This is a genomic window from Staphylococcus sp. HMSC061G12 (assembly GCF_001838465.1).
Taxonomy (GTDB): Bacteria; Bacillota; Bacilli; order Staphylococcales; family Staphylococcaceae; genus Staphylococcus; species Staphylococcus simulans.
In genome coordinates, this window is sequence record NZ_KV837086.1 from 53,545 (window position 1) to 68,537 (window position 14,993).

13 protein-coding genes are annotated in these 14,993 nt (G+C 36.5%); 6 read left to right on the forward strand and 7 right to left on the reverse strand.

Going from position 1 to position 14,993, the window contains the following annotated elements; translation table 11 throughout:
* Positions 1-120 precede the first annotated feature (120 nt).
* A complete protein-coding gene (locus HMPREF2937_RS07790; RefSeq protein ID WP_070864342.1) occupies positions 121-3,942 on the forward strand; it encodes an N-acetylmuramoyl-L-alanine amidase in 3,822 nt (1,273 codons plus the stop codon).
* Between the two features lie 109 nt (positions 3,943-4,051).
* Here HMPREF2937_RS07790 and HMPREF2937_RS07795 read toward each other — a convergent pair whose 3' ends face one another.
* Entirely contained in the window at positions 4,052-4,471 is a 420-nt protein-coding gene (locus HMPREF2937_RS07795; protein WP_002480462.1) for a MarR family transcriptional regulator, read from the reverse strand.
* Positions 4,472-4,620: 149 nt separating this feature from the next.
* On the opposite strand from HMPREF2937_RS07795, the gene HMPREF2937_RS07800 reads away from it, so the two are divergent.
* Together HMPREF2937_RS07800 and HMPREF2937_RS07805 are read left to right on the forward strand one after the other, a co-directional pair.
* The gene (locus tag HMPREF2937_RS07800) at positions 4,621-5,631 is read left to right on the forward strand and encodes an acyltransferase family protein (protein ID WP_002480461.1); all 1,011 of its coding nucleotides are present in this window, start codon (positions 4,621-4,623) and stop codon (positions 5,629-5,631) included.
* A gap of 156 nt (positions 5,632-5,787) precedes the next feature.
* Positions 5,788-6,951 carry an aminotransferase class I/II-fold pyridoxal phosphate-dependent enzyme gene (locus HMPREF2937_RS07805; protein WP_070864343.1) on the forward strand — a complete coding sequence of 388 codons (1,164 nt, stop codon included), beginning with the start codon at positions 5,788-5,790 and terminating at the stop codon, positions 6,949-6,951.
* Between the two features lie 163 nt (positions 6,952-7,114).
* Here HMPREF2937_RS07805 and HMPREF2937_RS07810 read toward each other — a convergent pair whose 3' ends face one another.
* The 5 genes from HMPREF2937_RS07810 to HMPREF2937_RS07830 form a co-directional block, all read right to left on the reverse strand.
* A complete protein-coding gene (locus HMPREF2937_RS07810; RefSeq protein WP_002480459.1) occupies positions 7,115-7,561 on the reverse strand; it encodes a MarR family winged helix-turn-helix transcriptional regulator in 447 nt (148 codons plus the stop codon).
* 328 nt (positions 7,562-7,889) lie between these two features.
* Positions 7,890-8,708, reverse strand: coding sequence for a 1,4-dihydroxy-2-naphthoyl-CoA synthase (gene menB / locus HMPREF2937_RS07815; RefSeq protein WP_002480458.1), 819 nt, complete (start codon positions 8,706-8,708; stop codon positions 7,890-7,892).
* Positions 8,701-9,513, reverse strand: coding sequence for a 2-succinyl-6-hydroxy-2,4-cyclohexadiene-1-carboxylate synthase (gene menH / locus HMPREF2937_RS07820; protein WP_070848512.1), 813 nt, complete (start codon positions 9,511-9,513; stop codon positions 8,701-8,703). Before menH ends, menB begins: the two co-directional genes overlap by 8 nt.
* Entirely contained in the window at positions 9,500-11,179 is a 1,680-nt protein-coding gene (gene menD, locus HMPREF2937_RS07825; protein ID WP_070864344.1) for a 2-succinyl-5-enolpyruvyl-6-hydroxy-3-cyclohexene-1-carboxylic-acid synthase, read from the reverse strand. The genes menH and menD overlap by 14 nt, the downstream gene beginning before the upstream one ends.
* Positions 11,172-12,524: an isochorismate synthase gene (locus HMPREF2937_RS07830; RefSeq protein ID WP_070864345.1), complete on the reverse strand. Its 1,353-nt coding sequence runs from the start codon at positions 12,522-12,524 to the stop codon at positions 11,172-11,174. Before HMPREF2937_RS07830 ends, menD begins: the two co-directional genes overlap by 8 nt.
* A 240-nt stretch (positions 12,525-12,764) precedes the next feature.
* Between HMPREF2937_RS07830 and HMPREF2937_RS07835 the strand changes: the two genes are divergently transcribed.
* Positions 12,765-13,703 (forward strand): 1,4-dihydroxy-2-naphthoate polyprenyltransferase, encoded by a 939-nt coding sequence (locus tag HMPREF2937_RS07835; protein ID WP_002480454.1) that lies wholly within the window; start codon positions 12,765-12,767, stop codon positions 13,701-13,703.
* Between the two features lie 42 nt (positions 13,704-13,745).
* Here HMPREF2937_RS07835 and HMPREF2937_RS07840 read toward each other — a convergent pair whose 3' ends face one another.
* Positions 13,746-14,309 carry a GNAT family N-acetyltransferase gene (locus tag HMPREF2937_RS07840; protein WP_070864346.1) on the reverse strand — a complete coding sequence of 188 codons (564 nt, stop codon included), beginning with the start codon at positions 14,307-14,309 and terminating at the stop codon, positions 13,746-13,748.
* A 162-nt stretch (positions 14,310-14,471) separates the two neighbouring features.
* Here HMPREF2937_RS07840 and HMPREF2937_RS07845 point away from each other — a divergent pair, with 162 nt between their 5' ends.
* Positions 14,472-14,678: a TM2 domain-containing protein gene (locus tag HMPREF2937_RS07845; RefSeq protein ID WP_002480452.1), complete on the forward strand. Its 207-nt coding sequence runs from the start codon at positions 14,472-14,474 to the stop codon at positions 14,676-14,678.
* A gap of 20 nt (positions 14,679-14,698) precedes the next feature.
* Positions 14,699-14,905, forward strand: coding sequence for a hypothetical protein (locus tag HMPREF2937_RS07850; protein WP_002480451.1), 207 nt, complete (start codon positions 14,699-14,701; stop codon positions 14,903-14,905).
* The last annotated feature ends 88 nt before the right edge of the window (positions 14,906-14,993 follow it).

Sequence of the window (14,993 nt, forward strand, 5' to 3'; positions counted from 1 at the left end):
TTTGAACTTCACTGACGTTAAGAATCAAACATCTAGGAAATTCAGAATTACCAATCCAGACGTTTATCTACAGACTGTAATATATTCAAAATAATATATTGTTAAAAGGAGTATCATTTTATGTCTAAAAAGTTTCATTACAAAACCCCAGCAATCATTGCATTAACAATCGCAGGATCTGCTATTACAACGCACCAAGCATATGCGCAAAGTAATTCAGAAACTTCAGAACCTACAAATACTACAAGCAATGTAAACCAGAATCAACAGCCGACAGGTAATCAAACGGCTCAAAATCAACAAGCAACTCAGGATACAGCTAAAACTATTGCTGGTACACAACAATACAAAGACCCTACACAAGTACAGCCAAAAGAAAATGATGAGAATTTGAGTTACGATTCTAAACTTGATCAATTAAATAATCAAGCAGAACCAAGTAATGAAGCAAATGCACAACCAACTGCAGATGCTCAAAACAATACAACTGATCAACCTGCTAATGTTACACAACAAGATACAGAACAAACAAATGCACAGGCTCAAAATGCGCAGGTAACAGAACAACAAAAATTAGCTGAACGACAAGCTCAAGCTGCTCAACAACAAGAACAAGCAAATAAACAACAAACTCAAGAAACACAACAAGCTGTTCAAAAACAAGTTGTATCTGAACAAAACAAAGCTTCTCAACCTGAAGCACAAACATCAGTAAATCAAACAACACCTCAAAAAGTTGAGCAACCTAAAGCAACAACATATGCAGCACGTTCAACTGAACCTGTAACGACTTTCCGTTCAGTACAACAACCAACACAAACTGCAACACGTTCAGTACAACAACCTACGCAAACAGCAACGCGTTCAGCACAAACTACACAAACTGCAACACGTTCTGCGCAACCTGCACAAACAACTTATAGTGCACCTAAACCATCACTACCAAAATATAAACCAACAGTGAAATCATCAATCAATGATTACATTCGTCAACAAAATTACAAAGTACCAACGTATGAGCAAGATTATTCTTCATACATTCCTAAATATAATTATCGTTATGGTAAACCTGAAGGTATCGTAATCCATGATACAGCGAATGAAAATTCAACATTGAATAACGAAGTTGCTTATATGAAAAACAACTGGCAAAATGCCTTTGTTCATGGTTTCGTAGATGGTAATCGTATTGTTGAAACAGCGAACACAGACTACCTTGCATGGGGTGCTGGTCCAGTAGCCAACGAACGTTACATTCACATGGAACTTGTGCATACACATGATAAAGATTCATTTGCGCGTCAAATGAACAATATCGCTGACTATGCGGCAACAAACCTACAATATTATGGTTTAAAACCAGATAGTGCTGAATATGATGGTCGTGGTACAGTATGGACTCACCGTGCAGTTTCAAACTTCTTAGGTGGTACAGACCATGTCGATCCACATGGTTACTTACAATCACGCGGCTATAACTATGATGCATTATATGATTTAATCAATGAAAAATATTTAATCAAAGAAGGCGTTGTCGCACCTTGGGGTACTGCATCAAATACAACAACAAAACCGACTCAACCAACAACTAAACCTAGCACAAATACGTCTCAATTAAAATTAATTCCAGTAGATTCACTAGGTCGTCTCAACAACACTAACAACGGTTTATATAAAACAGTTTATGATAAAGCTGGTGTTCAAAACTCAAACTTAAATAACCAAACATACCGCTTAACTAAAAAAGCGTTATTAGGTGACAAATCATTCTACTTAATCAGTGATTATAATAAAGGTACAAATTATGGTTGGGTACAAACTGGCGACATCACATACAAAGTCGGCCACCCTGTTACAACTAACACTAAAACTTATGGTGTTCAATCAGGCACTAAATTATACAGCACACCTTGGGGTACTGATAAACAAGCTGTCGCAACTGTTTCAGGTACAGGTGCACAAGCATTTAAAGCTTCTAAACAAACAGAAGTCAGCCCTACTCAATTTGTATACGGTACAGTAAATGGTAAATCTGGTTGGGTAGATATCGCTAAATTATCTAACTACACTGCACCTAAAACAACAGTCAACAAACCAACAACACAAGTAAAAGGTGTAAGTACTACAACACCTTCTAAAACAACAACGACTAAAAAAGCTGTGAAACCAGCGACAAAACCTGTCGCAAAAACGACAACTAAAACTGCAGTTAAACCTACTGCTAAACCTGTTGCGAAAACAACAACTAAAACTGCAGTTAAACCTGCAACTACAACAACTAAAAAAGTTGTTAAACCAGCAACTAAACCAACTACTGCAGTTAAAACTACTAAAACAGCGGTTAAACCTGCAGCTAAGAAAGTTGTTAATACAGTAAAATCTGTAGCGAAAACAACTGCTCAAAAAGTTCAACCTACTGCAAAAGCAGCTACAACAACTAAAGCAGTTTCAAAACCAGCAACAACAAAAGCTGCAACACAAACAACTAAAGCACCATTAAACAAAACAATTACAGTAAACAAATTAGGTCAATATGTATCTGATAACTACGGTTTACGTGCAAGTGTTTATGATAAAAAAGGTGCGAAAGCTGCGAAATTCTTAGGTTACACTTACAACATCACTAGAGAACGTAACCAAGACGGTACATTATACTACCTATTACAAAATATCGGTTTAACTACGCCACTTGGTTGGGTTAACGCAAAAGATGTAAGAGTTGCGGATAAAGGTCTTGTAACACCTACATCTCAACAATACAGCGTTAATACAAAATCAAATGGTCTGTACACAACACCTTGGGGTACAGCAAAACAATTAATTGATCCATTAACAAAACAAAATGGTACATTCAAAGCAATTAAACGTACTTTAGTCAACAAAACACCTTATGTATACGGTACTGTAAATGGTAAAACTGGTTGGGTCGCTGAAAAAACATTAACACCTAAAACAACAGCTAAAGCTGCGACAACTTCAGCACAAAAACAACAACCAGCTGTGAAATACAACCACGACTATATCGTGACAAGCAATAAAGGTTATTACTACAAAACACCGAATGGCCAAGTATTAGGTTCATTAAAAGACCAATTCGGTAACATCATTACAGTTTTCGAAAGACAAGTAGTTAATGGTGTGACTTGGTATCATGGTGTCTTAGCTAACGGACAAACAGCTTGGGTTAAAGCTGCAGATGTTCGTAATACATTGACACGTACAAATGTTTCTGACTACTCATTTGATCAAGCAGTCGCAAAACAAATGAACTTACCTTGGTCACCTAAAGTTCAACACGTGCCTGGTCAATGGGACGATGCATCTGAAGATGAAGTTAGAACAGCAATGGATCCTAGAACTATCACAGAAGATGCGACACAAAAATATCAATTCTTACGTTTAGACAAAGCACAAGCCCTTTCAGCAAGCAGTGTAAACAAATTACTTGAAGGTAAAGGTATTTTAGAAGGACAAGGTGCAGCTTTCACACAAGCAGCTAAAACATATGACATTAATGAAATCTATTTAATCTCACATGCCTTACTTGAAACTGGTAACGGTACATCTGCTTTAGCTAATGGCGGTTATGTCAACAACGCCAACAAAGTTGTGACAAACGAACCTAAAAAATACTACAATATGTTCGGTATCGGTGCAATTGACACAGATGCAGTACGTGGCGGCTTCAAAACAGCAGCACACTACGGCTGGGATACTGTAGAAAAAGCGATTATCGGCGGAGCTAAGTTCATCACAAGCGACTACTTAGATAGAGGTCAAAACACACTTTACCGCATGCGTTGGAATCCAAGCGAACCAGCTACGCATCAATATGCGACTGACATCAACTGGGCAAGCCACAATGCGACAAGAATGAAACAAATGTATGATAAAATCGGTGAAACTGGTAAATACTTCGATACAGATATTTATCGCGTTTAATCCAAATTATCATTTTGATATTTGAAAAGGACCTGCAGCGTAATAATAAAATGCTGCAGGTCCTTATTCATTAAAATACGGTATACAAGTTCTGTATACCGCATTCTTTTTAAATGTAAAAGGTTTTTTTATTTAATTTTGCTAGTAAGTTATATAATGTTTCCACATCTTCAGCGGATAACTCTTCACAGTGTTTTTGTAACCATTCTCGGCGAGCGTCATTAATTTGATTGATTAATTCTTCGGATTTCGGTGTGACACTTAATACTTTACAACGTAAATCATGGTTCGATTGAATACTGATCACATAACCTAAATTGACGAGTTTTTTAATCCATCTTGAAACAATAGATTGTTCCTTTCCGATTTTCATTGTTAAATCATATTGTGATAAACTATGATGCTCATTCAAAATTCGTAAAAGTTCAATTTGTTCAGTTGTTAAATTAGCGCGTTGCCCAAAACGTTTATTTACGATAATCAAATCATTGTGTGTCAGTGTTATTTGTTGTTCAAGTTGTTTAAACATAGATGTTATACCCCGCTAGTTTTAATATACATATTATAAGTTTTTTACGGAAAATACACAACATTAACTTGCAAAAGTTGTTTATCTTGCATTTAAGTTGGTATGTATAATACGTTAAGATTATCTAAAATCTCAAAAGGAGTTTACATATGCATAAATCACTATCCCATAGAGATTATTATTTTGATAATGCCCGTGCCTTTTTAATTTATTTAGTGGTATTCGGACATTTATTAAACCCTTATGTAGAAGGACATAAGCACATGGGTGCACTGTATTTATTAATATACAGTTTCCATATGCCCTCTTTCCTATTTATAAGTGGTTACTTTGCGAAAAATATCGGTAAGCCGGATCATTTAGAAAAAGTTGCGAAAAAACTATTAGTACCTTATTTTGTGTTCTTTAGTTTCTTCTCAATCTATTATTATCTGACAGGTAAAAGCAGTCACTTGCAGTTGGATCCATTTGATCCTGTCTTTGCGTTATGGTTTTTAATTACGCTCTTTATCTTTCATGTTGTCTTAGTGATTGTAAAGAACTATAAAGCTTATTACGTATTACCGATTGCTGTAATAGTGTCTTTATTGGCAGGATTCTCTTCTGATATCGACGGCTATATGAGTTATTCAAGAACGATTGTGTTCTTCCCTATTTTCTATCTAGGGTTCTTAATGAATAAACATCAAGCGATGTTACTGAGAAATAAGAAGTTAATTCCAATTTCATTATTGATTTTAGTTGGATTCTATATCGTATATATGATTCATCCGATTAATTCTGATTGGTTGCTTGGCAGCTCACCATATAGTTCTTTAGATGGTCCTGACGTCTATAGTCCATTGAAACGTCTATTGCTCTATATCATTATTTGTGCCACGATGTTCTCATTCTTGAACTTAATCCCTTCAGGATTACATTGGTTTACGTATATTGGCCAACGTACTATGTACATTTATCTGTTACACGGTATTGCGATTGGATTGATTCGAGGCTTTAAACTTTATCCTTTCCAAGACCCAGTTACGTTGTGGACTTACCTATACTTGATTGGTTTAACAGCACTCATTGTCTATCTGTTATCCACAAACTTTGTAGCAAAATGGACCAATCCAGTCATCAACCTCAAGTCACCATCAAAATTTAAATCTAAATTATAAAGCATTGTGAGGCAAATCAACATTGCCTCACTTTTCTTTTGACAATTATCGACTTAAAATTAAAGCAATTCAGACTTTTTGACGGTTTTCAGTGTTACAATATGATAAGATAGCATTTACTTACATAGTGCAGTAATCAATTGAGGTGTTAACAGAGTGAAATTATCTTTAAATACAAATTCTAAATTTTTACGTGCGCCAAGCATCAGACAATTTTCAAGCCGAATTAAAAATATACCAGATTGTATCAACTTAACAATCGGTCAACCTGACTTCCCTATGCCTGATGTGGTTAAAGACGCGTACATTAAAGCGATTGAAAATGATGAAACGAGTTATTCTCATAATAAAGGCTTAATGGAAACAAGAAGTGCCATCCGTCAATACTTCAACCTTCGTTATAATGTGGATTACACAGAGGAAGAAATTATTGTGACGAATGGTGCAAGTGAAGCTATTGATACAGCTTTACGCAGCATCTTAGAACCTGGAGATGAAATCATTATTCCTGGTCCTATTTATGCAGGCTATATTCCATTGATTGAAACATTAGGCGGTCATCCTGTTTATGTAGATACTACACAAACAGACTTTAAAATTACGCCTGAAGCAATTCGTTCACATGTAAACGATAAAACAAAAGCGATTCTTTTAAACTACCCTACCAATCCAACAGGAGTTATTTTAAATAGAACAGAAGCTGAAGCGATTGCTGAAGAATTACAACAACACGAAATTTTTGTGTTAAGTGACGAAATTTATGCTGAAAATACCTTTAAAGGTAAACACACATCCCTTGCGGAATTTGAAGGTTTACGTGATCAATTATTATTAATCAGCGGTTTAAGTAAATCCCATTCAGCTACAGGTATCCGTATTGGCTTTTTACTAGGCCCTGAGTACTTAATAAAGAAATTGACATTCATGCATGCCTATAATACGATTTGTGCCAATGTACCCGCTCAAATCGCTTGTATCGCTGCGTTAACAGATGGTATCGATGCACCAAAAGCAATGAATAAAGCATACAAAGAACGTTTAGCTTATTTAAAACAACATTTACTTGATATGGGCTTTAAAATTGATGCCGAACCTGAGGGTGCATTTTATATTTTCCCTAGCCTTGCGCCATTCGGTATTGAAGATGACTTTAATTTCTGTGTCGATGCCTTAGAAAAAGGTCATATTGCGATGGTACCTGGTTCTGCTTTTACAGATGCAGGTAAAGGTCATATTCGTATTTCATATGCTTATGACTTAGATACCATCAAAGAAGGTATGGATCGTCTTGAAAATTATTTAAATCAGTATGTAAAATAAATCATCATTAAGAAAGTGAGATAGACTAGTTCGCTAGTTCTACCCCACTTTCTTTTTTATTCTTTTTAATGTGCGAGTTATCTTAATATTATCCCTAAAAAAATTATCCTCTCTTATGAGCATAACATTCCCTCTTTATTCTCAGTATTTCTTGTTGACTTGGCTAAACTTCTGGTTGACTTAGATTCTTTTGTGCGAAACCACGCATCATGTTATAGTAATCTTCTTTTTCATCAGAATCTAAATTCAATTGATTAATTACTTGTGTTGAAATGTTTTTGAATTGTGCTTTTAATTCTTTTCCCTCTTCAGTTAAACTTAACATCACTTTTCGTTCATCTTCAGGTAGCCTTTTTCTAATGACCAAGTTCTTCTTTTCTAAGCGCTTTACAATTGGACTGATTGTCCCTGAATCTAAAAACAATTTATTGCAAAGTGTTTTCACAAACACTTCTTCATCATCTTCAATATAAGATAAGACCATATAATTTGGGAAGCTGATATTGTATTGTTTCAGAAACTTGTTAAAACGGTTGATCACTTCTTTTGTTGTGATATAAAAAAGAAAACATAAGTCGTGATCTAAATTCTTCTTTGTGCTATTACTCATATAATTTCACCTCTACCTTAAAATATATTCAACATCATAATGAATGTCAATTAAATAGTTTTATTTATTAAGTAAATTTGTGCTTGCTTTATATAATTTGTTTAACTCACTCCGCAAAATAAAACACATAATAATACACATAAAATAAAGAGTTATGCCGACTTTAAAAATATATTAATCCTAACATGCACTTTATAATTTTAATCGCTGGACGTGCATTTTTTATTTACCTAATAAGTAAAAAAACGACATAAAAAGCCTCCCGCTTCACACCCAAAGGTATGAACACGAGAGACTTAATAAGAACCTCATCTAAATGATTAATCTATTATGGGAATTTAGGGAATTGATCAAAGTCAGGTTGACGTTTTTCTTTAAATGCGTCACGACCTTCTTTCGCTTCATCAGTTGTGTAATAAAGTAAAGTTGCATCCCCAGCCATTTGTTGAAGACCTGCTAAACCGTCAGTATCAGCATTCATTGCTGCTTTTAAGAAACGTAAAGCAGTTGGTGAATGTTGCATGATTTCTTGACACCATTGTACTGTTTCATCTTCAATTTGGTCTAATGGTACAACTGTGTTGACTAAGCCCATATCTAAAGCTTGTTGTGCGTCGTATTGACGGCATAAGTACCAGATTTCACGCGCTTTCTTGTGACCTACGATACGAGCTAAATAACCTGAACCGTAACCTGCGTCGAATGAACCGACTTTAGGTCCAGTTTGACCGAATCTTGCATTGTCTGCAGCGATTGTTAAGTCACATACGACTTGTAATACGTTGCCGCCGCCGATTGCATATCCACGAACCATTGCGATGACTGGTTTAGGAATAACACGGATTAAACGTTGTAAATCTAATACGTTCAAACGAGGAATTTGGTCGTCGCCTACATATCCGCCGTGACCGCGAACTTTTTGGTCGCCGCCTGAACAGAATGCCATGTCGCCTTCACCTGTTAAGATGATTACAGAAATACGTTGATCATCGCGTGCACGTGAGAATGCGTCAATCATCTCTTGAACCGTTTTTGGTGTGAATGCATTACGCACTTCTGGACGGTTGATTGTAATTTTAGCAATACCATCGAAAAACTCATATTTTATCTCTTCATATTCTTTAATTGTTTCCCATTGTCTAGTCATTTTGCTCCTCCTTATTTAAAAAACCTAATATTAGTATATCAAATTGTGTTGGTTCTTCCACGTGAACCGTATGGCCAGCACCTTCCACAACATGAACTTCACTGTTTGGAAGTTGCTGATGCATCTTATGCGCAAGTTCCACAAACTTTTCGTCATACTCGCCGACAATCAGAGAGACCGGCAGCTGAAGTTGCGCAAGTTCTGGCCATAAATTCGGCATATGACCTGTGCCATAGTCACGCAGTGCTTTCGCCAAACCTTTTGGATCTTGTGCTAAGCGCATTGCACGATGTTTCTGGCGTTGTTCTTTTGTCATCATCTCTGCTTGGCTCGCAAACAATGGTAATTTCTCCCAATCATTCACAAACACTTCAATGCCCGCAATTTCTAATACTTTAGCTCTTGCTTCATCAACTTGCTGACGTTCTTTTTGCGCTGTTTCATCTGCAATGCCTGGTGAAGCACTTTCTAAAACCAAACCTGCTAGGTCTAATTGACCATGTAAGGCATAATACAATGCTGCACGGCCACCCATAGAGTAGCCATGTAAATAGATATCATAAGCTTTAAATTGTACGAGTACATTATCTAACGCATCGCAAATAAAATCGAAATCCCATTGCTTAGTTCTGTCGCTGTTATCTTGACCATGTCCAGGCAGTTCTATCGTTACGACAGCTGCTGCTTCAGTCAGTTTGTCAATGTGTGAACTAAATGATGTCGCATCACTGATAAATCCATGCAACAAAACAAGCAAGTTATGATTTTCTCTTGTTTGACTGTCATAAAAATTATAATTCAACATTCGCAATATCACTCAATTTCTGATATAGGATTTGGTGTTGTTGACGATTGTCTTCACGGTCTGTACGAATTTCATAAATGTATGATTCTAATTGTGATAATGGCGTGAATTTAAAATCTTCCACAGAATCCATTAAGGCATAGTTGAAATCATACAACATGGCCGCATGTTTGAACTCAAGATGCGTCGGTGTACCAAATAAACGTTCAAAGTATTTCGCTGCTGATTCTTTTTGCGGCAGATAAGAGAATATACCGCCGCCATCATTATTCAACAACACAATATTTAAATGAATATCATTCAATTTAGCCATCAACAAACCGTTCATGTCATGATAGAAAGCTAAATCACCGATTAACAATGTCACTTTCTTATGCACTGCCATACCGATTGCAGTAGAAACGACACCATCGATACCATTAGCACCGCGGTTGGCATAGATTTCCGCTTCACTATTTACAAATAGATTATCCACATCTCTAATTGGCATAGAATTGCTGACAAATAAAGCATCTTCTTTAGTAAGTTTATCTAATAAGATACCGACATTCGCCGCTTCGTCTGTCGCATGATCGATATAATTTTTCACTTCGATTTTTGCACGACTATCCATATCTTGCCATTGGGATAACCAACGTTTACGATAAGCTGTCGGAATATCGCCAAGTGCACGGAAGAAGTCGTTTGGTGTCATTTCAAATGTAATATCTGCCGGTGTTGGGAAAGCATCTGGCTGCGCACTGTTTTGTACCGCAATTTGATAAGCATCTGTAGCTTTCAACCATTGATTTAATTTCTTAGATAATACTGGTTTGCCGACACGAATCACAAAATCAATATCTTTCGGGTCTAAACCTGCACGAAATAGTAAGTCATACGTTGAAATAATATTCGGGTGACCTGATTGACGCAGACCTGAAAGCGGACCTGCTAAAATAGGCAAGTCATGGACCGTCGCAAATGGTAACAACTCTCTCACATCTTGATGCTGCATATCGCCGACAATAACGAAACCACGTTTTTTCTTCAAGATTGGCTTAATAGCTTCAACCGTAGCTGTCTTTTGATATTTAGGTATGACTTTTTCGTTAGTCGTTAACCATTCTGTCATCTCGAAATCTGGTGTCAACGGTTCTCTAAACGGCAAGTTAAAATGTACAGGTCCACGTTTGGGTCCTTCAAAATACTGACTTGCTATCTGCATTTGGAAACGAATAACATCTTCAGTTGAACCTGTAGTGTCATCAGCTAATGGCATATCAAACTGATGACGTACAAAGTTTTGGAACATGTTGACCTGGTTCAACGTTTGCGGCGCACCAATGCCACGTAATTCGTGTGGGCGATCGCTTGTTAATACCACTAACGGCAAGTTGCTGATATCACTTTCAGCCACTGCTGACGTATAGTTGGTTGCTGCTGTTCCTGACGTACATAAAATAGCAACAGGTCGATTGCTGCCCTTAATCAATCCGAGCGCAAAGAATGAAGCACTGCGCTCATCTGGGTGAATCCATGTCTTAATATCTGGGTGTGCTTCAAACGCTAAAGCAAGCGGTGTTGAACGAGACCCTGGACTAATGACAACTTCTCTGATGCCGTATGCATAGATTTCTGAAGCTAACGTAAACACTTGTTTGGTTAATAAAGTTTGATGATTATCCATGATTTTCGACTCCTAAAGCATTCATCATCGGAGTAAATTTAAGTGTAGTTTCTTCTAATTCACTCTGTGGATCAGACTGCTTAATAATACCGCAACCTGCAAATAAAGTTGCTTGTTTCTTTTTAATCAGCATAGAACGGATTGCGACGATAAATTCACAATTATCTTCCATATCAATATACCCTACTGGCGCACCATACAGACCTCTTGTTCCGAACTCTTTTTGTTCGATAAAGTCCATGGCTTTTTCTTTAGGATAACCGCCTAACGCAGGTGTTGGATGCAGACGGTCTAGTAAGCCAATATAGGTATTATCTTCTAACGCTCCTGAAATCTCTGTGTATAAGTGATACAAATGATCATTTTTTAAGATTTTAGGATGCTTATTATAATCTACATCTGTAACGTACGGCTCAATATCATCTAGAATACTTTGCACCACAAAATGATGCTCTTGCAAGTTTTTCTCATCTTTCAAGAAAGCATCTACGTGTTTTTGATCTTCTGTTTCATCAGATGTACGTTTAATTGTCCCTGCAACTGCTTTCGTCGATAACACTTGGTTTTCGACTTCCATCAGCTGTTCTGGCGTTTGTGAAAAGAACACAGACCCTTCCGATTGCATTACGAATATATAGCTGTTGGATTCGTTGTGCATCGCATTTTCTAACACATATGCGATATCAATTGGTCGATCAAAGCGAATCATACGTCTGCGTGCTAAAACGATTTTTTCTTCGTCATTCATAGAATCTATGGCTTCTTGTACAAGTTCTAACCATTCTTCTTTATAGATATCTTCACTGCGAACTACATCCCCAATAGGTTGTGTCGGTTCTACTTTCGTTTCTGCAACTTGTTGTACAAGTTCATGTAGGTCTTCTATATTAAACTCTTCTCTTAATACTGTATAAGTGACGAATGTTTCTGAAGCTGTCATCGTAATTAATACTTTCGGCAACACGAAATGGTTCAAGCCGAATTGACGCCACTCGTCATCTGATTTATGACTTGAAAATTGGAAACCTCCACACACTTTTAAGTGATGTTTGTTTGAATCTGGATGGATAAGTGCGATATCATTTTTATAATTTTCCCATTCACGGAAAATGGTTTGTTTATTTTCATAGTCATTTTTAAATTTTAAAAGCGCGTTATATCCGAAAAAGGCCGTTTCTCCTGTATTCTCCCTGAAGTAGAAGCGGTCATCTGCTTTATCTTCTGTCATTTGGAAAAGCATGATTGGGTTCGTCGGCTGGTCGATTTTAACCTCCACTGAAACCCATTTTTCACGGCTTTCATATATTGCGTCGAGAATTTGATCATCCTTGACACTTACAGTCATCTATCTCACTTCTTTCATCATTCTACTTAATCACATTATCTCATTGTATCATTTTTTATCTTTATCTGTACTTTGATTTGCACATTTATTATTTACTATTTTTACATGATTTGACCTTTCTCTTTCTATTGCTTAAAATAAATTTATTAATCAGAATGCAGATAATTTATAATAGAATCTTTGTGTCTTAAAATCCGCAATCTGAAATTTGGTATTTTTAAGTGTTAAGAAGGAGAAACCATGTCAAAACAATATCAGGAATTTTCAACCGTTCGAAAATATTGGCTGTTGATGCGTCCTCACACTTTAACTGCAGCTGTAGTACCTGTATTAGTCGGTACAGCGACAGCAAAGTTATTCTTATTAGGTAGTGAAGACCATCTTAAGTTCAGTTTGTTTTTAGCGATGTTACTTGCTTGTCTTTTAATTCAAGCAGCCACAAATATGTTCAACGAGTATTATGATTTCAAGAAAGGTCTTGATGATCATACATCAGTGGGCATCGGCGGTGCGATTGTACGTAACGGCATGAGCCCGAAACTCGTGATGAACTTAGCCATCGCCTTTTATGTGATTGCTGCGCTAATCGGTTTATTTATCGCTTCACAATCTTCTTATTGGTTAATCCCAATCGGAATCTTGTGCATGGCAGTCGGTTATCTGTATACAGGCGGTCCCTTCCCAATTTCTTGGACACCTTTTGGAGAGTTGTTCTCCGGCGTCTTTATGGGATTGATTATTATTTTAATCGCGTTCTTTATTCAAACAGATAACTTACAAGGTTATGCTGTATGGATCAGTGTACCGATTATTATCACAATCGGCTTAATTAATATGGCCAATAACATCCGAGACCGTGTCAAAGACAAAGCAAGCGGACGCAAAACATTACCGATTTTATTAGGTAAAGCCAATTCTATCCGCTTCATGGCCCTCATGTACATCATCGCTTATGCATGGGTCATTTATACTGTTTTCTTTGTACCTGGCGGTTCAATCTTTTACTTACTCGTACTGTTATCATTCCCGTTCCCTATCAAAGCCATTCGTCGTTTCAAAAAGAACGATACACCTGCTGAAATGATGCCAGCTATGGCAGCAACAGGTAAAACAAACACAGTATTTGGTTTACTGTATGCATTAGGGATTTATATCAGTGCGTTATTAGGCGGTATTTGATGATGATAAAGAGATTGGAACTTTTCGTTCCAGTCTCTTTTTTTATCCTTCTTGAGGTTCAATGACCATGTGATAATAATCATGGCCATATAAATCAATCACACCTTCACTATGAAACCCTAAACGTTCGTAAAGTCTGAACGCACCTGTGTTTACTAAATCACAGCTCAAGCTCAGCTTATATGTTTTAGAGTGATGGATGACAGATTCCATTAACTGTGTCGCAATTCCTCTTCCTCTATATTTTGGAAAAACAGCCACAGTTTCGATATATAGCTCATCTGATTTTGCTTCTCTTAAAGGTAAAGGTGTTCCTATTGCTTTCGCTTCTTTTGGTAAATCTAACTTCAACCAATTTTCTTCTAAATCCATTTCATCTTTACCAAGATACGTAATAATAACGCCAGCGACTTCCCCTTCAACATCGTAAACTTGTACATTGTCGTAATAACAACGATAAGGTATTTTTGTAATACTTTGTTCCAGCCATTGAATGACATGAGATTTATCAAATCGTTTTACAATCGGCAACTCCATATCTTGCCAGATAATATATGTTAATTCTGCAATAGCACGTTTATCAGTTGTTTTAGCAGGTCTAATCATTGTTTTCTCCTTTATGTGTTTAGTTATTATCATTCACTATATAGTTTAACAATCATTTATATTGTTTGTTCACTTATTATTTTAACATTTGTATTATTGGAAAGTTTGTATTTCATCATTCATAATAAAGGTATCACTTAAATGGAGAAAGGAGCAATCAGCATGAAAGTAAATAAAATTGTTTATATTGTACTTGCACTGTTCCTCGGCAACTTCGGAGTGCACAGATTCTACGCAGGTAAAAACGGCTCAGGCCTTTTACACTTAGCGTTCTTCTGGACAGGCATTCCACATGTGATCGCGATTATCAGCGCAATCAATACAATGCTATTCAGACCAGCAGACAAACATGGTAATATCACATTTTAGTTAAATGGAGTTGAAACTATATGAATAAAGCAACGATTCTAACGTATTTAAATGAAAATCCTGCTAAATATCTTGTCCTTTATATGGACAACGGCAATGAAATTTCAGTAGAAGCCGTTGAAGAGAATTCAAATGCAGGCGCATTACACGTTACAGAACCATCAGAATATGTAGTAGATATTTCCAAGATTTCTTATTTCGAACTTTTAGAACGTTCAACGTATTAATTAAGATATAGCAAAAAGAACCTGTCCAAGCTTGAGATAAGCTGACAGGTTCTTTTTTGGCTCTATAATAAATTCGGTTGATGAGATA